The following is an 18,369-nucleotide window of genomic DNA, read 5'->3' as shown; positions in this document are numbered from 1 at the left end:
GAGACAAGAAGTGTATCTCCAAAGAAATATTGTTCTTCTGGAAAAGTATGCACACCCATCGTGCTAATTAAACGATTTTCTTGTGTAGGAACTTTAGAATAAGTATCAGAAGTTATGGAAACATCTGCATAAGCTGAAGATATGATTGTTAAAAACAAGAGACTCGCCATACCCACGACTTTCTTTTTTTATTTTGCTTAAAAACCCTCCTTTTTTTTACTTACAACTTGATTTTATACCTCTATGCCTTAAAGAGTGTATATAAATTTGTAACGTTTTATGTTATTTTTAATAAATTCGTATTTTTTTGTTACCGATTGATATATGTACAATATTCTTCAATCCAGAAATTTTTAGAAGCGAGGATTGGTCAGATGAAACGAATCATTAACAGTTGACTTAATATTTGCAACTTCTTTAAAATCTCCTTATCAGTAAAAGTAGGATCAAAAAAAAGTACAACAACTGCTTGTGATATCTCTAGAATAAGTAGAGCGGCCCATCATTTTGAAACAAATGATGGGCCACCGTTCTTTCATTTTCTTATCAGACATACAAAATGTACGCTTGCTGAACTCTCTTGGAGTACTTAGATATAATTGGTCTCATTTTATTCGCAAAATTCATGAATCTTTATTATTTACTCTTACAATCTTACTTTCCATCATTATCTGCTGAATTCCCAGTTTTTTTCTTCGGAATACCGTCCAATCCATACACTTCGTCGTAAGCATCAAAGATTTTACGCGCCACAGGTCCGGCGCTCCAAGCCCCGAAGCCCCCTTCAGGAATGACCACTGCTACTGCAAGTTTAGGATTCTGACGTGGTGCAAAGGCGATAAATACCCCGTTATCTTTTAGTTCTCTGCCTACACTCTGCTGAGATGTCCCCGTTTTGCGAGCAAAGTCATACGGAAAGCCGTTAAATGCGCTAACATCTGTTGACATCCCGCGTATGACTTCATTCCAGTATGCATCAGGAAATTTCACCTCATTTAGCACCTTCGGTTTAAATGTTTGAACTACATTGCCGTTGGTATCTTTAATTTGACTGACCAAATGTGGCTCCATCCGTTTGCCCTTGGTAGCGATCATTGTTGTGTACTGGGCAAGTTGCATAGGTGTATATTTACCTTGTTGACCAAAGGATGCATATGCCAATTTGGAAAGCGCTGACTCTGATTTACTCGTGTACTCCCGCCAACCCCGGAACTCACCGGGCAAGTCTACTCCAGTAGAAACACCTAATCCAAATTCCTTCATATAACGATCCCATACGTTAACGCCCTGGTCTTCTGCGGCATTGTTGATGTATTTGTTATATAATCGTTTGCCAACCATATCGACCATAAAGGCATTGGAGGAATGGCGAATAGCGGTTGCCGGGTCCATTGAACCGTACACATGACCAGATGAGTTGCGCACCCGTGAGGAGTTGTTACGTCCGAAATAAGCCGCTCCTGTGTCTTGATAGTACGTATTTGTTGTAAATAGTCCTTCTTCCAATCCAATAAGAACAGACAGCGGTTTAATAGTTGATCCGAGAAGCACAGTAGAATCTGGGTGCTGTCCAGATTGGCCTGAGCCAACGTTCTTTATTGTAGCGTTTTGATACACATGTTTTATTTCTTCATATTTGTCTTTTGAAATCGTACCCGTTTGCCAATAATTCGCATCATAATCCGGCATACTGGCCATCGCGATTACATTCCCTGTATCCACTTCCATGGCTACAGCAAAGCCTGTTTTGGCATAAGGATGAGTCTTGCCAGATACAGCATGTGAATGGAGCCATCTCAATTGATCCATAATGGCATTTTCAGTCTTCACCTGAATTTCTTTGTTAATCGTAGAATAAATATTATTCCCTTTTTGCGGAGGAGTAACAGAATCTACACCCTCCGACATATTACGCGGATCAATCGGGACGGTCTTGTAGCCATTTTTCCCCCGCAACTGTTCCTGATATTGAAATTCCAGTCCATCAAAGCCAACAGATTCATTATCCGTATAGATCAGGCCCGGATCGCTTTCCGTTGACATGGATTTTTGAATTTCTTTATATTTAGGCAAAGTTTCACGCGCACTCTTGTAGCTTTTAATGTAACCAACCGTTTGGACAGCCACCGTATCCGGATCATAATGACGTACGGTTTCCTCAACAACATCTACCCCTGGAAACTCGCTCTTATGCTGCATGAAATAGGCAACTTCATCTTTATTAAGATTGGTTTTAATCAGACGAGGCGTAAAACCGCTAAATCGTTGATAGTTCCGGTCCATTGCGTCCATAATTTGTTCTGGCGTCATTTTCGGCTCATCTTTATTCCCATATTCAGCAAAGCGATTCGCCAGCTTCTGTGTCATTTTCTCCAGCTCAGGCAATAGCTTTTTGTCATTATCACGCTTTTCTTCCATACCATCACTGTAGTTCTTGAAGAGCGTGATATAGAGCGACTGTACTGGTGTAGAATATGCCAGCCTGTTCTGTCCGGTTGAATCGTAAATTGTTCCGCGAATCGGCGTAAGCGGCACATTTTTGGTCACATTACTGGTCTCCTGCTGCTTAAGCTGAGGGCCCTCCACAAATTGAAGTATCGCCAGTCTTACGATAATGACAGTAAATATAATGAACGAGCTGAAAAAGAACAGGTTGATTCTGAAGCTGAATCTTTTTCGGTCGGACGACTCGTTGTCTTTTCCCTGCTCGTTGTCTATCTTTCTCATGTGCTCTTCTCCACTCCCTTTAAATCACTTTATCCTTGATATGTGTCTGGGCAAAACCGGGCGGGTTAAACCAGTCTCCACTTTGTGCCCAGGTCGGGTCTAGCGGTACCCACTGATTCTGTCCGCTCAAATATACCTCATTCCAGGCATGGGACCCGTATCCTCCCTGTCCGTTGTATCCAAGGCCTGTCACCACCTTGACCTGTAGCCCCTGCGAACGAGCCATCATTGAGTAAAGGCGGGCATAATCAATGCACACTCCTTTACGTGTATCAAACGTATCTCTGGGAGTCTGTTCATGCCAGTCACCACGTTGCTCATAGGCTTCAACCTTACTGTAATCATAGCTAATACGGGTGCCTACCCATTCATACAACGCTCTAGCTTTTTGCTCGTCACCGCTAGCCCCTTCTGTAATCTTGGCCGCTGCCTGAACGATATCGCTTGGAATGTCCCGGTCGATTATTTCATATTTGCGCTGCATGATACCATTCAATTCCTTGGTAACAGCCTGCGTAAATACGGGCAGCTTATCCTTAATCAGAGTCCCCGACAACGGCTCAATGACCGATTGCGCACCTTGCTTATAAATCGGTGAAGCTTGTACGTAGCTGCTAAACCCGCTGTCTGGGTACAGACTTACGCCTATGAACAGCAGGGCTATGATTATCATGGCGCGAGCTCCACCAATAAGAGTACCTATTCCAGCCCCTGCCACCCTGCTGAAAAAGCCCGATTTTTGGGGATGCTCATGGAGAGAGGAATCTGATTTTCCACCTACCATCAACACATAAATGGCACGCAGTATAAACTGGGCAATAGCATAACTGAGCATGAACAATACGGCGAATCGCAGCAGCGGAAAACCCTCTATCCCCGCCACAAGCGTATAATAAAATTGCTCAATCCCGCTTAGTTTTCGCTGTGGCAAATGCTCCATGTAAGCTGCCAGCCATTGTTGCACCTTCGGTGAAAGCCACATGGCTAATCCGAGCGAGCACAAAATACCCGCTACAGTCAGTATGCCATCCACAATAAGACTAAACAGCGCCCCTACAGATCTGGAAGCTCCTCGTCTCCAGCCCTGAATCAACGACAGCAGTACAATGACAATTAAAAACACCGTCACGCCATTCCAATGAAGAATAGGCTCCAGCCAGGATGGTTTCATTGTGTTCCTCCTGTCTCTACGGCGACTGTGGCGACTGTGTTACAGCCGAGCCTTTCGCACCTTCGATATATTTCTTGACGGTATCGCCCATACTCCACTCGCCCAGCGACATCCCCTGAAACCATACCTTGACCTTGTCACCATCAAATGGACCTTTCACTTCCAAGTTGGAGCTGGTTACCGAAAACGTACCATCCGCGTTGGATGTGTATTGGGCATCCCGTCCCTCTTTGATCATCATGTTCAAGGCCTCGCTCTGAACCTTGTTAATCGCATCATCCTTTGCCTGAGTAACGACCTTGCCGACCTGTTCAAAGGAAATGCCACTGTAGATAAGCAAGCCTGCAATTACGACGATGACAATCAGCCATTTTATGAGAGTTCTTACAACCTTCAATATGACTAACAATAGGACAAGCCCAATTAATATATACAGCCAATTATCTTGAACAATCTGCCAATTATGTTCCAAAAACTCTCTCCAGACGCCCTTATCCATTTCGCTACACTCCCGTTTTCAACTACATGATTCGAATTGCAAAATTGTCTCTGTAATTATACATGATTACGCAATGTCCTGTCAGCTTAGGTCTTATACATACCTTGTCTTTCAATTCTTGTCCATACAAAGTGGTCTATGTTCGTCCAATCCAGCGTACAACTTAGGAAGGGCCAATACGAAGTAACATGAAAGTTTACATTAGGGAAAGGGGGTCATTCACATGAAAACAGCCCTCTGGCTGTATCTCTTTTTGTTCATTGCCTTTTTTGATCTGCATGCGCAATATCCTATTTTGACGCCATTCGCCATCTCTCTGGGGGCAGCTCCTACCTTTATCGGTTGGATGATGGGGATTTACTCTCTGACTCACCTGCCTGGCAATTTGATGGCAGGTCCCAAAGTCGACAAACACGGCAGTCGCCGATATATTATGTTCAGCCTGACAGCTGCAGGCCTGATCCTGATCATTCAATCGTACATCCATACACCGTGGGAATTACTTTTTCTGCGTGCGATTAGTGGCTATGTGTTGGCTTTTTTATCTCCAGCCTGTCTGGCCATGCTGGCACAACTGTCTGATCATCCGGTTACGCAGGGTAAATATATGTCGGGGCATGGTGTCGTCCATACGTTGGCCTCTGTTCTGTCTCCAGCCGCAGGCGCATTTATCGTAGCCAGTTTTGGCTTTAGCGAGACATTTAGTTCCCTTGGCATCATTCTCGTAATCACGGGGCTTATGGCTTATTTCACCTTACCCAAAAAAGCACCCGCTCCGCAGGCCCAATTATCTGATGGTCATACGACACCTGCTCCACTCTCGGCAGCACAGACGCGGTTACCATTCAATTGGCGTTACCTGCTTTTACCTTTTGTTTTGGCGTGCGCACAAGGCATTTTATTTTATGAGATCCCATTACGAAATAACGGTTCTGCGTCCATGATGTCCACCGGATTGCTTTTTTCCATCATCAGTTTGGGAGCACTCTGTACGCTTAGTTTGCTTTTTCTGAACAAATATTCACCGATGGTAAGGCTACTTTGTGGCATTATTCTGATGTCTTTAAGCTTCTATGCACTCGCCACCACGCCCGAAGCGACAATAGGCATCATCCTGTTTATTTTGGGAACAGCCAAAGGCATCATTTTTCCAGCGCTGGCCTCTCTCTTCATACGAATTGGAGGTGCTCGATTGGGCAAAACCTTTGCCCTGCAATCCATTGCAACGTCAATCGGCTCCTTTGCCGGGCCTGTACTGGCGGGTCAGCTTCCGGATCACATATCCCCTTTTTTTATCGCATTTCTGATTCTGATGGCTGGCCTGCTATTCGTTCCCGTTAAGCGCATATCTCCTACGCCGCCACTGTCTGCCACAGGACCTTATCATTCCTAGCTAGTCTGAGGCAGTGGGTATGCTAAAATGCTATCTTTAAAGCCCAAAATGCCGTTCCAGAGGGCAGATGCACAGTACACTATACCCCTATCCACATAGACTATTTTGACTGAACATTCACTAATAAAGGGAGGTGCAGCCTGTGAGCCACTGTCATCCTGTAAGCCCTTGCCCTGTTTTTGGAACTTCAACTGGCACCATTCTTGTTCTTTATATTCTGCTCGTCATCATTCTCCGTACTTGCTGGTTTTAATGTCTAAATTGCCCTAACATGTTGTCCCTTGTACCCATGCCTGCCACTTCTGGCAGGCTATTTTGTTATTTTTTGCATGAGAACCCTATTTGGAGCTACACTATACTCATATTCTTCATTTCCCGGGGAATTTCGAGCATATGTATCAGACAAGGGGTGAGCTTAAATGGCGATAACCGTGATCGTCGAAGGGAAAAATGACCGCAGCAAACTTCGCCGATTACTTGACCCGGAGGTTCACATTTTATGCACCTTCGGCACACTAAACTCTATAAAACTGGAATCCCTCCACAAGCGAGCCAAGCACGACGAAATATATTTATTTATGGACAATGACAGCTCAGGGAAAAAAATAAGGGGTGTGCTTGCAGACTCTTTTCCAGATGCCTACCATATGTATACCCGCAAAGGATACGCTGGCGTAGAAGGGACTCCAGACGAATATGTGATCGCTCAATTGGAAAAAGCAGGATTAGAAGAATACATTATATACCCGCCACCTGTTCTTTAGTCTTGAATAACAAAAAAGCTGTCCTCAGGCCGCTTTCATGCCTGTTGGACAGCTATATGGTGTACTATAAAATGCCTCTAAAATGACATTAGAATTTATGAACCGTATCGACGATCATCAGCAAGAAGCTGAGTGTCAGATGGTTAATGGAAAAGAAAAATACTTTTTTGGCCCAGGAATCCGTTTCTTCTTCCTTAATCGTAAAACCTTTAAAGGCATAGAATGCCCACAGCACGGACAGTAACACGGACACGATCATAAAAATCATACCGGCATATCCATAAGCATACATAAGGATGGGTACCGGAATCAGCAATACAATATAAGGAATCATCTGAATTTTGGTCCGATGGATACCTTTTACGACTGGCAACAACGGAAATCCTGCTGCGCGATATTCCTCAACTCTGCGAATAGCAAGTGCCCAGAAGTGAGGCGGCTGCCATAAGAACAGGAGAGCGAATAAAAGCCAAGCGCCCATATCAATACGACCCGAAGCGGCCACATAACCAATTACAGGAGGCATTGCACCAGAAATACCGCCGATGGATGTACTCCATGTAGATGAACGTTTTAACCAAAGTGTATAAATACCGACGTAGACGAACATACCAAGTAATCCCAGTAATCCTGCCTTTACACCAGAGAAGAAGAATAGAACAGCTAACCCGACAACACCCAAAATAATAGCGTATGACAACACCGTTGTAGGGGTCAGACGCCCTGTTGGCAGTGAGCGATTACGTGTACGTTCCATTTTCAAATCCAGCTCACGGTCAAAATAGTTGTTAAAAACACATGAAGATGCCATAACCAGCATTGTACCTAAAAGTGTAAGAATTAGCTTTATATAGTCAACGTCCCATTGCGATGCTAACCAAAAACCACCAAAGGCTGCAACCAGATTGGTACGAAGGATGCCTGGCTTGGTAACTGTAATAAAATCTTTCCAAGTGCCCGCTTTGCCGGGTGGTTTAGATTTTACAGAATAGGTAGCCGCATCCGAAGAAGTCTTATAACTTATATTATCCATTGTGAGTAACTCCCCCTTAGAGATGTATGAATTCGGGAGTAAGTTGAACTCCGATATAAATTTTATCATATACCTACCCCAAAAAGTTTGACAGAAAACGCACAAAACGTTCACAATTCCGATGGCAAATCGCCCCTGCTGATCGTTTACAGTAAATTTGGGTAGTAATAAGTACAGGAAACAATACAAAAGGAGCGACAGATATGGATACAGCCACACACTTTGTCATGGGAATCGGATTGGCCGGTCTGGCCTACACTGACCCTGTCGTCGCCGGAGATCCAAAGTTGGCCGCAGTGGTGCTGCTCGCTACAGTTGTAGGGTCACAAGCTCCGGATTTTGACACTTTGCTTCGGTTGAAAAATAATGCAGCCTACATTCGCAATCACCGTGGACTGTCGCATTCAATTCCCTTCTGGTTGATATGGATCTTGTCCATAACAGGGCTAATTTGCCTGATCTTCAGAGATGTGCCCCCAGGTCATGTAGCATTATGGGTAACGATTGCCGTCTGCCTGCATGTATTCACAGATTTATTTAATACGTACGGAACACAGGCATTCCGGCCGTTTACAAACAAGTGGATATCTTGGAATATCATCCATATTTTCGATCCCTTTATTTTTGGCACCCATGTTGCTGCGATTATGCTGTGGATCACCGGATTGATTCCACCCGCTCCCTTATTTATTACGCTGTACGTCATTATTGGCCTGTATTACATTTGGCGAACCTGGAGTCATTTTATAACCAGAAAAGCGGTACGTAATATGGACAACGAGCGTCAGGAGGGCGACAATTATTATATCATTCCCACCGTATCATGGAACCGGTGGCATGTGGTAAAAGCTCATCAGAATGGAAGTTATGACATTGGCGGATTAAATGGCTCGCACTTATTTTGGACGAAACACGCAATTCCATCCACACATCCTGCCGTAGAAGCATCCAAATCCTATCGCGATGTGCAGGCATTTCGCTATTTCTCCTCCTTTGCTGTTGCCGAGGTGGAAGAACTGGAATGGGGCTACATTGTGCGATGGGGAGACGTGAGGTATCGACACCGGAGGCAATATCCATTCGTGGCTGTGGTCGCGATGGATAAGCAGTTCGGGCTGATCAACAGTTATATCGGATGGCTCAGTGACGAAAAGATGCAAAAACGCCTTTCCCTGCATACGAATTAAAATCTGCTTACAAGCTAACAACCAGCCGTATGAACAAGAGACAGCAAGTTCCCCTTTAATCTGGGAGCTTGCTGTTTTTATGGCCATTCGCGCCAAAAATCACATCTCATGAAAGCGCCCTCTTGACGAAGCGGACTTGCGTGATTCACAATGGTCATAAGCCATGCGTAAAAAAAATCCGGAGCATGATCGCTCCGGATTTTCTTCATGACAGTTGCTCATAATACAGCTTCCAAGATGGAGTGTTTATGTGTATTACTGCAAACGGCTGCTGCCCGACAAGGATTGTTCTGCTTGTTGGACTAGCTTTTTCGTAATATATCCCCCAAGAGAACCTGTTTCGCGGGAAACAACATTACCGAAGTAACCGTCCTGAGGGATGGTGATGCCAAGTTCTTGAGCTGCCTCATATTTTAATTGTTGTAAAGCGGCGTTGGCCTGCGGTACTTGCAGGTTGTTTGAACGACGTCTGCTCATATTTGAATCTCCTTTCAGTTCTTTGTGAGTGAGGTTCATTGCAAGCTTGCAAGATTATTATGGCTCGCTTACAACTACTTATTCCTGAAATTCAACATTCGAACACTGGAGGTTTTTACCAATGAGCAAAGGTTTATCCCTATGGTTCGCCGTTTCATCCATTGTCCTGCTGACCGCAGCCGCTATATCCATCAGTTATTCCGCATGGCTTGCCATTCTACTGGGGCTATTATCTGTCGGCAATATTGGCTGGGGTTTCGTGGTCAAAGCCCGACAACGCCGCTCCTAATCCAATCCTATAAAAGGCCTAATTCGTTTCGCCTCAATATGCTTTAGCGTAGACGTGGCAGAAAGCCCATGCGCTCTTTGACCGCAGACAGCGTGACTTCAGCAGCTTCTTGTGCACGCTCTGCGGATTGGGCCAAAATATGTCCAATTTCACCGGATTCCCGGATATCGCGATAGCGCTGCTGAATCGGTTCAAGCATAGCCACAACCGTCTCTGCCAGTTCTTTTTTAAATGTCCCGTACATTTGGCCTTCATAACGATCCTGCACTTCTTGGAGCGACAAACCGGAACACTGGCTGTAAATGCTCATTAGATTACTAATTTCAGGTTTATTGGCCAGATCATATCTAACCTCACTGCCAGAATCGGTCGTAGCGCGGCTGATTTTCTTGCGTATGACTTTCGGTTCGTCCAGTAGCGCAATAAAACTGCCTGCATTCGGATTACTCTTGCTCATTTTTTTGGATGCATCATCCAGGGACATAATTCTTGCCCCTACTTCAGGGATATACGGCTCGGGAATTGTAAAATAATCTCCATAACGATGATTAAAGCGGCCAGCCAAATCCCGTGTCAGTTCCAGATGCTGTTTCTGATCTTCGCCCACCGGGACGAGATCCGCGTTGTAGAGCAAAATGTCAGCTGCCATCAACGACGGATATACGAACAACCCTGCTCCTACGGAATCCTTGCCAGCAGCCTTGTCCTTAAACTGAGTCATACGTTCCAGCTCGCCCATATTCGTCAGTGTTGTCATCAACCATCCCAGCTCAGCGTGCTGAGGAACATGGGATTGTAAAAAGACGTTGGATTTCTCTGGGTTAATACCCGCTGCAATAAATAATGCCGCTACCGCCTCCGACTGCTCGCGTAATTGAGCTGGTTCCTGCGGTACGGTAATCGCATGAAGATCTGGAACCATAAAGTAACATTGGTGATCCTCTTGCAATTTGACAAAGTTTTTCATTGCACCAATGTAGTTGCCCAAAGTAAGTTGTCCACTAGGCTGAATACCTGAAAGTACAGTTTTCATACTCTTCCTCCTCCGATTATTTCAATATTTAGAACGCAAAAAGGCCCCGCATCCTCAAGGGACGCGAGACCGTGGTACCACCCTTATTCATTGCCGTCAGCCTTTGCTTATCGGAGCTATGCGCCATGACTGATTGCAATCTTAAAGCTCCGTTAACGGGGAGCAATCGGCCGTCATACTGAGGACTGTAAAATCCTGTTCTGTGCGGCACTCCAAGGTCCATTCAGCAATGCAGGCTCACCGGTTCCCATCCACCACCGGCTTTCTGAAGAGCTTATGCGAAAGCTTACTTGTCCTCATCATCGCGTTATCCATGTCATTACTTTCTAAACTACATTAATGATAATTCCGCATAATGTTATTGTCAAATGACGATTGTGCCCTACGATCAAAAATCTGTTATCATAATGACACGAAGCTTCAACCGATTATAGTGGACAAAGGAGCATGGATATGAAACAAGTGACCAAAGAACACTGGAACGGTTACGACACGTATGTTTTACATAGTGGTGAACTGGAAGTTACGATGATCCCTCGCCTCGGGAATAATATTATCTCAGTGCGTGATCTGAAGCTCGACAGGGATATCGTACGTCGGCCCGGTGAGGAAGAATTGGCTTTTTATTTACAAAAGCCTTATCATTTTGGCTTGCCCATTTTGATTCCTCCTGGCCGAATTCGCAAAGGACAATTTGAGTTTGACGGTGTTCCTTACCAGTTCGACCGAAATACAGCCAATGACAACCATATACACGGTCTGCATCGTAATCAATCCTGGCGCTGCAGTGATATTGAAGAGGATGAAGAAGGTTGCAGTGTCACTACCGAGCTTTTGACAGAAAGTGATCCGCACTGGATGGAACAATTCCCCATTCCTTTGCGTCTGGAGATGACGTATCGCTTGCAGGGTGCTATATTAAGTCAAACACTGCGCGTAACCAATTTGGGTGAAAAAGCAGCCCCATTTGGCTTGGGATATCACACTTGGTTTATGGTGGACGGAGAACCTGAGCGCTGGCGCCTAAAGCTACCTGTGAACGGCGTATATGAGCAGGATGCTGAACAGCTACCTACAGGTATGATTACTTCGTTGAATGACTTGGAACAGCTCTCTTCGGGTCTTTCACTGAAAGGAACAAATCTAGACACGCTGCTGCGGGCAACGGAAGGCCCTGCTGTAGCTCTTTTGACTCGTGATGATGGTTATCAAATCCGCTACACAGCAGATGAGCAATACTTTAAGTATTGGGTGTTATACACCAAAGGTGAATGCGATCAGTATCTTTGCATTGAGCCTTATACCTGGCTGTCAGATGCTCCTAATTTACCTGATCCTGTTGAAGGAGGCGGGCTGATCCGTCTGGAGCCTAAGCAATCCATCGATCTCAAAACTCAGATTCATATCATATATCCGTAATTTCCCTCTAGTCACTTTCCTTCCTTCGGCGCATATTTTCATAACTCTGTCGCATACTAACCTCATCACAGCCGAAGGAGGTGACTACACATGAATGAAGCTAATCAAGGCAGAAGTCGTCGCAGTAACAACCTTGTTGTTCCTCAAGCCAACAACGCACTGCAACAATTGAAATATGAAGCTGCACAAGAGCTGGGCATCACCATTCCGGCAGACGGTTACTACGGTGACATGCCATCCCGTGAAGCTGGTTCTCTGGGAGGCTATATCACTAAACGCTTGGTACAGCTGGCCGAACAGCAATTATCAGGACGTTCAGGTCAATAAGCGTCATTATTCCACATGAGCATTCCGTTCATCGTAATTTACCAAAATGCGTTATAACGGGCATATAACATAGGCGGTCTTCCCAAGGAAGGCCGCCTTTTCTCTTTTTTAAAATTAGGATTTTGCAAAATTCTCATATTGATGATTATTCCGAATTAGCCGCTCGGTATGTAGGCTTGTTGTAGCGGATCATGAGATTCGCCATGTTGTAGTTGGACTCCAGTGTTGCATCTACCAAAATCGTTCCTTGTCTGATGGCAAAATCGAAAGCAATCTCACCATGAGTCCAGCTACGCTTATGATTTAGCGTTTCTAGGGCCATACGCCGAAAATCCTCCCGATGCTTTGCTGATAACCCCGGTTCTACTGCTGCAAACGTGCCACCCTTACCTGCAAGCGGATTATGGCGAATCCCAAACTTCCCAACTACATTGTTACGTATTTGTACAAATACGATGCCTGACGACAAACCCGCCAGTTCATTATCCAGTTCTTTTAAAACGATATCCATCTGCCTTGCCAACGACAATTGACCTACTTCATCCATTACAAAAACCCTCCTATATACCTTGTCCGAAAATAATTAATAGGTCTTACGGCTCAATTATATGCGAAGATTTTTAACCTTACAATCAAAACCAACATAATTGGGTATTTATAACTATTTTCTAAGTATATCCATCATTTTAAATTTCGCCAACAGGTAATGTTAATTACACTTCGACATTTTGCGACTTTGTTCATCATCTTCTGTAAAAATTACAAAAAAGGCCTCCCTTATAGGAGACCTTTCAAAAGTGTAAATCCGTTATTTTGTCATTTGTAAAAATTGCTCAATATCCTGAACAGTAACTTGCGCAGCATTACGCCAGAAGTCAGCCTGTGTTAAATCGGTACCTAAGTGCTTGGAAGCCAATTCTTCGACTGTCATGCGACCTGTATCACGCAGCAAGGCATCATATTGGTCGGCGAAGCCGTCAGGGTTTTCCTTCGCAAAAGCGTAAATTCCTGCACTGAACATATACCCGAATGTGTACGGGAAGTTGTAGAAAGGAGTGTCCGTAATATAGAAATGCAGCTTGGATGCCCAAAAATGAGGATGAGCCTCATCCAGGATACCACTAAACGCTTCACGCTGCGCTTGTTCCATCAACTCGCTTAATTGTTGTGCTCCTACGACTCCTTTTTTCCGCAACTCGTAAAAACGGGTTTCAAATAGGAAACGGGCATGAATGTTCATAAAGAAGGCTACACCACGCTGAATTTTATCCTCCAGCAAAGCTACCTTCTCCTGACCCTCGGCAGCTTCCAGCAAAGCATCTGATACAATAAGTTCTGCCAGCGTCGACGCCGTCTCAGCTACGTTCATGGCATAATTCTGATTCAATGGGTGCAATTCATTCATCACATGCTGGTGATAACCGTGTCCGAGCTCATGGGCCAGTGTCGAAACGTTGGATGGTGATCCGGCATAGGTCATAAAAATACGGGTCTCTTTGCTTAGACGCAGAGATGTACAGAAACCACCCGGACGTTTGCCAGGACGATCCTCTGCTTCAATCCAACTTTTCTCAAAAGCCATTTGGGCAAAGTCAGCCATTCTCGAGCTAAATTTACCAAATTGCTCAACAATCGTTACAGCAGCATCGTCGTATGGGATTTTAGTGGTTGATGTTCCCAGCGGAGCTTCAACGTCATGCCAGGACAGCTTCTCTAAGCCCAGCAGCTTTGCTTTCCGCTCCAAGTATTTAACTACAATAGGCTTTGTTTCATTAATAACCTGCCACATCGTATCCAGCGTTTGTGCGGACATACGGCTGATTTCCAGCGGTTCTTTAAGCACATCTGTCCAGCCTCGTTTTTCATATAGCTTCAGACGGAAGCCTGCCAAATGATTCAATGTATCCGCGCAATAGTCCTCTACCTGAGCCCATGCCTCTTCCCAACGTGCAAACACATCTTTACGTACGCTGCGATCTGCTTCATCCAGCTTATTAGCTGCTTGACCTACAGACAGGTTTACGATCTCGCCATTTTCTGGTACAGGGATCGTCATATTTTTGACAATGGTATCATAGAAGTCGCCCCATCCATGGTAGCCATCCACTGCCAGATCCAATGCAAGGCTTTCCAGCTCAGGAGCCATTTTTTCACGTGCTTCGTTCCGATATTCGTTCAGGACAAAAGAAATCGGCTGGATAGCTTCGCGCTCCATCCATTTCTGCCAAATGTCTTCACTGGTTTGTGCCAGCAAGTTCTGGAAAGATACTAAAGCACTTTTCCCTTGGGCATACAGCGTGTTGACACGCGCCCCCAGTTGAACAGCCAGCTTGTCGTGCTGGTTTTGAGCAGTTAGACAAGAGACAAAGGAACCCGCCTGCGACGCGCCATTAAACAGCTCCTGGATGCTACTCAATACACTATCCAGACGCTCGGTATCCAATACCGTTTGTGGTACTTTAGCTGCTTTAAGCTGGGACTGCAGCTGTTGGACCTTGCTTTCCAATTCTTCCAAAAATGCATGGAATGAGGCAGAGGAAGACCCTCCGCTAAAAATAGATTCCAGATCCCATGTTTGCTTTAACGGTGTTTTCATAATAGTTCCACCTTTCTTTTTTGGCGAATTCATGTGGTTTCATATACAATAAAGCTACATCGTGATAGTAAATCACTACAATTGGGAGGAAAACAGAATGAGACCCTTACAAATTTCGCCGGAAACGGCTGTGAAATTATCCGAAAAGCTCGGTATTCCGCTGGAACACCTTATGCATACACCCCAGCACATTTTGATGCAAAAGCTGGCCGAACTGGCTAAAGAAGAAACCGCTGACCCGAACGGCGGAGAATCGGACAAATCATGATCCCTTTTCATAAAACCTGGCCTTATGACATCGTCATGGGAGACGTTTATGTACAGTCTTGTCCGTTTTGCGACCAGGATAATGTATTGCTGCCCCTGAAGCCTAAAGAACTTAAGCTCATACACGAAGGTATGAAAAAGCTGCTTGTGTTTCCATGTTGCCATAACAAGGTTACTTTAGTGGATTGTGATGACGATTATTTGCTGTCAGATACCACATTGCGTCATCATTAATTCATGAGTTGTAAGAGAATATAACCCGTTTTACAAACAAGGTGTGAACCATGAGCCTAAATCGGCCATAGTGCACACCTTTATTTCTTCAGGAGGAGCTTGCGTCTTGCATTTCCTCCGGCAGTTGGAAATTTTTAGCCATCATTTGTTCTCGCAGTACAGACCACTGTTCGCGGGAAGCCCGGATCATGGCTGCATCCATAATCTTTTTGTCATTAATGACACGCGAAAACCAGCGTACCGCTTCGTTAAAGTTCCCTGTACGTCGATGCAATTCACCAATCAGATACAGCAGTTTGGCATTATTCGCCCCGACACCCTCCAGTTCATAAACCCGAACGTAAGAATCCAGACTAAATTTGAGAAAGCGAAGCTCCTGCTCCTCATTTCCCTGGTATCTGTACATCCATGCGATATGCTGTAATAGACTGGCTACTACGCGTTCCTTTTCTCCGATGACCTGGGCACAGAGTAAACCCAGTTTATACGTTTCTAATGCCTCTTCCCAGCTACGATGCCCGCCATATTCGCGAGACTGCCAGCGATTACCGATTTTATCTCTAAAAATCTTGGTTTGCTGATCGCTTAACTGAACGGTAGAGTGCTCTGTCGAGGTAAACCCACAATGAGGACAGACCCTTACGACATAAAAATCCGGATTTTCATTCTTATAATAAGCGCAAAAATCTGAATCTGTACGAATGGCCTTCTTTAGGCTTGGTCTGACACGAGATGTCTGAAATTCTTCTTCACAATGTGTGCAGGTGATTTTAATCTGATATAACGGTTCAAGTTCCAATGTTTTTACAACCCTCTCCAAAATTCGGCAATCCCCGCAAGCTTACGGGGTATTTACAAAATGATGCGCAGGACCAGACAAACGGTTAAGTATGATGGAACGAAGCGGCTCCTCAATGCCCGTATCCGTTAACGCACCTGCCATACAAGACAACCATGCCTCTGCTCGCTCCTCCGTAACGGGAAACTTCATATGTCTCGCACGTAACATCGGATGACCATATGCATCAGAAAAAAGGGACGGTCCTCCAAAAAACTGGCTCAGGAACATAAACTGCTTTTCCTTAACCGGTTCCATGTCTTTAGGAAACAGGGGACTTAACAACGGATCTTTATAAACTCTCGGGTAGAAGGCCTCAATAATAGCACGAATACCTTCCGCGCCCCCAAGGTTGTCATAAATGCTCAGGCTAGGGTTCACTTTTCCTCCAACTTTCTGTGCTATGGTAATAAATATACACCCGTATTATAACAAAAAACAAAAAATGACGCTAAAAATAAGCGTCATTTTATCAATTTAACATATGAAGAGGATGTGCTTCGTTGCACATAGCTTCGTCATTCTATAAATACAATTAATAACTCCGCCAATCCTCTTCACCGGAATGGACGAGAGAGGCACGAATAACATACACAAAAGCACATACGAACAGACCGGCAACGATACTCATCCTGATCACTCCATCCTTAAGGTTATGGATCGTTGTTTTCCTATTTTAACATACTATTTACAAAAATACAGCAACAAATGTAACCGTTTTCTTTGTTTTTTTTGTACTCTTTGTCCATCCCCGACATAGGTATAATAGTACAACTCCAAAGGAGGGGCCTCTATGTCGCTATACCGTCGTTACTCGCTTCCTCTGCTCATCCTTTCACTGCTATTCCTATTTATACTTATGGCTGTATACCCGCAATCTTCTCTGAATGCCGGGCTTCGGGGGCTTGCCATCTGGTGGGACGTGCTGTTTCCATCTTTATTCCCGTTTTTCGTTATTTCCGAGCTTCTCCTCGGTTTCGGAATTGTTCATTTCATAGGTGCGCTGTTGGATCCGCTGATGCAGCCTCTATTCCGTGTACCTGGCTGTGGAGGTTTTGTCGCTGCGGTCAGCTGTGCATCCGGTTACCCGATTGGAGCTAAACTAACAGCCAAGCTGTGGGAGCAAAAATGGATCACACGCATTGAAGGAGAGCGTTTGGTCGCATTTACGACTTCCTCTGATCCGATATTCTTGATCGGTGCGGTTTCCGTTGGCTTCTTCCATCAACCAGAAATTGCACTCGTACTGGGCGCGGCTCATTATGGTGGTGTGCTCATCATCGGGCTACTTATGCGCTTCCACGGTTCTCGTTCAGGGGAAACAGATACTCGCAGCGACCGCCCTCAACCTACTCCAAAAGCCTGGTCGAAGTCCACAAATACAAAAGCTGCTGGTCGCAATAGACAGCCTGGACCCCTACGCCAAGCATTATATGCCATGCATACAGCTCGTTTGGAAGATGGTCGTCCATTGGGTGAGTTACTCCGTGAGGCGATTACTTCCTCCCTACGCCTTATTATTGTCGTAGGAGGGCTAGTTGTATTCTTCTGCGTCATTTTAGAAGCTTTGACGAACTCCGGTTTAATGAGCGGACTTCATCTGCTTACGGCAAACCTCTTGACTGCATGTGGTCTTCCTCCTACGTTAACGGAGTCCATCGTGGGTGGTATTTTCGAAGTCACTTTAGGAGCGCAGGCCGCAGGTAAAGCCACGGCAGCGATACCATTCAAGGTAGCCGCAGCCGCTTTTGTGCTCTCCTGGGGCGGGCTATCGGTTCATGCGCAGGTTGCAAGTATTTTAAATATGACGGATCTTCGTTATATGCCATTTTTGTTGGCCCGGGCTGCGCACGGCTTCATCTCGGCACTGCTCGCTCTCGTGTTATGGCAGCCTCTGATGGGACAGGGAAGCTCTCCAGTCTTTTTTCCAATATACGACATCGTATGGTCCCCTGGCTTCTCGTCCGCCATGCTGTTGCAAAGTCTGCTGTTTCTTGGCTTTATACTGGCTGGAATGCTTAGTCTCTCATGGTTGAGTGTGGGTACCCGTCGCTTATACGTACGTTTGAGAAGAACACACAGGCAATGAACGATTGTGTTCTTGCTCATAATTGA

The 18,369-nt window shown here is 45.1% G+C and carries 19 protein-coding genes and 1 pseudogene; 10 read left to right on the top strand and 10 right to left on the bottom strand.

What is annotated here, in order from left to right:
• Positions 1-654 precede the first annotated feature (654 nt).
• The 3 genes from ACEN8J_RS01945 to ACEN8J_RS01935 are packed head-to-tail and all read right to left on the bottom strand — an operon-like array spanning position 655 to position 4,397.
• Positions 655-2,727 carry a peptidoglycan D,D-transpeptidase FtsI family protein gene (locus ACEN8J_RS01945; RefSeq protein WP_340933115.1) on the bottom strand — a complete coding sequence of 691 codons (2,073 nt, stop codon included), beginning with the start codon at positions 2,725-2,727 and terminating at the stop codon, positions 655-657.
• Positions 2,728-2,746: 19 nt separating this feature from the next.
• On the bottom strand, positions 2,747-3,898 hold the full coding sequence (locus ACEN8J_RS01940; RefSeq protein WP_318627989.1) for a transglutaminase domain-containing protein: 1,152 nt from the start codon (positions 3,896-3,898) through the stop codon (positions 2,747-2,749).
• A 16-nt stretch (positions 3,899-3,914) separates the two neighbouring features.
• Positions 3,915-4,397: a hypothetical protein gene (locus ACEN8J_RS01935; RefSeq protein WP_029518209.1), complete on the bottom strand. Its 483-nt coding sequence runs from the start codon at positions 4,395-4,397 to the stop codon at positions 3,915-3,917.
• A 223-nt stretch (positions 4,398-4,620) separates the two neighbouring features.
• Here ACEN8J_RS01935 and ACEN8J_RS01930 point away from each other — a divergent pair, with 223 nt between their 5' ends.
• The 3 genes and pseudogenes from ACEN8J_RS01930 to ACEN8J_RS01920 all read left to right on the top strand — a co-directional run bounded on the left by ACEN8J_RS01930 (position 4,621) and on the right by ACEN8J_RS01920 (position 6,554).
• The gene (locus tag ACEN8J_RS01930) at positions 4,621-5,790 is read left to right on the top strand and encodes an MFS transporter (protein WP_029518208.1); all 1,170 of its coding nucleotides are present in this window, start codon (positions 4,621-4,623) and stop codon (positions 5,788-5,790) included.
• A gap of 184 nt (positions 5,791-5,974) precedes the next feature.
• Positions 5,975-6,043: pseudogene (locus ACEN8J_RS01925) on the top strand (YjcZ family sporulation protein); the annotation flags it as partial.
• Between the two features lie 166 nt (positions 6,044-6,209).
• Positions 6,210-6,554, top strand: a complete 345-nt coding sequence (locus ACEN8J_RS01920) for a toprim domain-containing protein (protein WP_029518206.1) — start codon at positions 6,210-6,212, stop codon at positions 6,552-6,554.
• 88 nt (positions 6,555-6,642) lie between these two features.
• Here ACEN8J_RS01920 and cyoE read toward each other — a convergent pair whose 3' ends face one another.
• Positions 6,643-7,587, bottom strand: a complete 945-nt coding sequence (cyoE, locus tag ACEN8J_RS01915) for a heme o synthase (protein ID WP_013311855.1) — start codon at positions 7,585-7,587, stop codon at positions 6,643-6,645.
• A gap of 203 nt (positions 7,588-7,790) precedes the next feature.
• On the opposite strand from cyoE, the gene ACEN8J_RS01910 reads away from it, so the two are divergent.
• Positions 7,791-8,774 carry a metal-dependent hydrolase gene (locus tag ACEN8J_RS01910; RefSeq protein ID WP_039272715.1) on the top strand — a complete coding sequence of 328 codons (984 nt, stop codon included), beginning with the start codon at positions 7,791-7,793 and terminating at the stop codon, positions 8,772-8,774.
• Positions 8,775-9,029: 255 nt separating this feature from the next.
• Here the strand turns inward: ACEN8J_RS01910 and ACEN8J_RS01905 are convergent, their stop codons facing one another.
• The gene (locus ACEN8J_RS01905; RefSeq protein WP_013311857.1) at positions 9,030-9,251 is read right to left on the bottom strand and encodes an alpha/beta-type small acid-soluble spore protein; all 222 of its coding nucleotides are present in this window, start codon (positions 9,249-9,251) and stop codon (positions 9,030-9,032) included.
• Positions 9,252-9,372: 121 nt separating this feature from the next.
• On the opposite strand from ACEN8J_RS01905, the gene ACEN8J_RS01900 reads away from it, so the two are divergent.
• On the top strand, positions 9,373-9,540 hold the full coding sequence (locus ACEN8J_RS01900; RefSeq protein ID WP_007431986.1) for a hypothetical protein: 168 nt from the start codon (positions 9,373-9,375) through the stop codon (positions 9,538-9,540).
• Positions 9,541-9,583: 43 nt separating this feature from the next.
• On the opposite strand, the gene trpS is transcribed toward ACEN8J_RS01900, so the two are convergent.
• On the bottom strand, positions 9,584-10,573 hold the full coding sequence (gene trpS, locus ACEN8J_RS01895) for a tryptophan--tRNA ligase (RefSeq protein WP_029518204.1): 990 nt from the start codon (positions 10,571-10,573) through the stop codon (positions 9,584-9,586).
• A 453-nt stretch (positions 10,574-11,026) separates the two neighbouring features.
• On the opposite strand from trpS, the gene ACEN8J_RS01890 reads away from it, so the two are divergent.
• Positions 11,027-11,992, top strand: coding sequence for an aldose 1-epimerase (locus ACEN8J_RS01890; RefSeq protein WP_165148483.1), 966 nt, complete (start codon positions 11,027-11,029; stop codon positions 11,990-11,992).
• 90 nt (positions 11,993-12,082) lie between these two features.
• On the top strand, positions 12,083-12,319 hold the full coding sequence (locus ACEN8J_RS01885) for an alpha/beta-type small acid-soluble spore protein (protein ID WP_013311861.1): 237 nt from the start codon (positions 12,083-12,085) through the stop codon (positions 12,317-12,319).
• A gap of 145 nt (positions 12,320-12,464) precedes the next feature.
• Here ACEN8J_RS01885 and ACEN8J_RS01880 read toward each other — a convergent pair whose 3' ends face one another.
• Both ACEN8J_RS01880 and ACEN8J_RS01875 read right to left on the bottom strand, forming a co-directional pair.
• A complete protein-coding gene (locus tag ACEN8J_RS01880; RefSeq protein ID WP_013311862.1) occupies positions 12,465-12,866 on the bottom strand; it encodes a hypothetical protein in 402 nt (133 codons plus the stop codon).
• 261 nt (positions 12,867-13,127) lie between these two features.
• A complete protein-coding gene (locus ACEN8J_RS01875) occupies positions 13,128-14,915 on the bottom strand; it encodes a M3 family oligoendopeptidase (protein ID WP_029518201.1) in 1,788 nt (595 codons plus the stop codon).
• 97 nt (positions 14,916-15,012) lie between these two features.
• Here ACEN8J_RS01875 and ACEN8J_RS01870 point away from each other — a divergent pair, with 97 nt between their 5' ends.
• The gene (locus ACEN8J_RS01870; protein WP_014277894.1) at positions 15,013-15,183 is read left to right on the top strand and encodes a YycC family protein; all 171 of its coding nucleotides are present in this window, start codon (positions 15,013-15,015) and stop codon (positions 15,181-15,183) included.
• Positions 15,180-15,416, top strand: a complete 237-nt coding sequence (locus tag ACEN8J_RS01865; protein WP_029518200.1) for a hypothetical protein — start codon at positions 15,180-15,182, stop codon at positions 15,414-15,416. Before ACEN8J_RS01870 ends, ACEN8J_RS01865 begins: the two co-directional genes overlap by 4 nt.
• Positions 15,417-15,504: 88 nt before the next feature.
• Here ACEN8J_RS01865 and ACEN8J_RS01860 read toward each other — a convergent pair whose 3' ends face one another.
• Together ACEN8J_RS01860 and ACEN8J_RS01855 are read right to left on the bottom strand one after the other, a co-directional pair.
• A complete protein-coding gene (locus ACEN8J_RS01860; RefSeq protein ID WP_049817024.1) occupies positions 15,505-16,236 on the bottom strand; it encodes a DUF2225 domain-containing protein in 732 nt (243 codons plus the stop codon).
• Between the two features lie 21 nt (positions 16,237-16,257).
• Positions 16,258-16,635, bottom strand: a complete 378-nt coding sequence (locus tag ACEN8J_RS01855; protein ID WP_029518198.1) for a globin domain-containing protein — start codon at positions 16,633-16,635, stop codon at positions 16,258-16,260.
• 412 nt (positions 16,636-17,047) lie between these two features.
• On the opposite strand from ACEN8J_RS01855, the gene ylbJ reads away from it, so the two are divergent.
• A complete protein-coding gene (gene ylbJ / locus ACEN8J_RS01850) occupies positions 17,048-18,343 on the top strand; it encodes a sporulation integral membrane protein YlbJ (RefSeq protein WP_340886357.1) in 1,296 nt (431 codons plus the stop codon).
• Positions 18,344-18,369 lie beyond the last annotated feature (26 nt).

This window comes from Paenibacillus sp. Paensp38, assembly GCF_059491915.1.
Note: the sequence above shows the minus strand (reverse complement) of the source record. Positions and strands in the feature narration are given on the sequence as shown.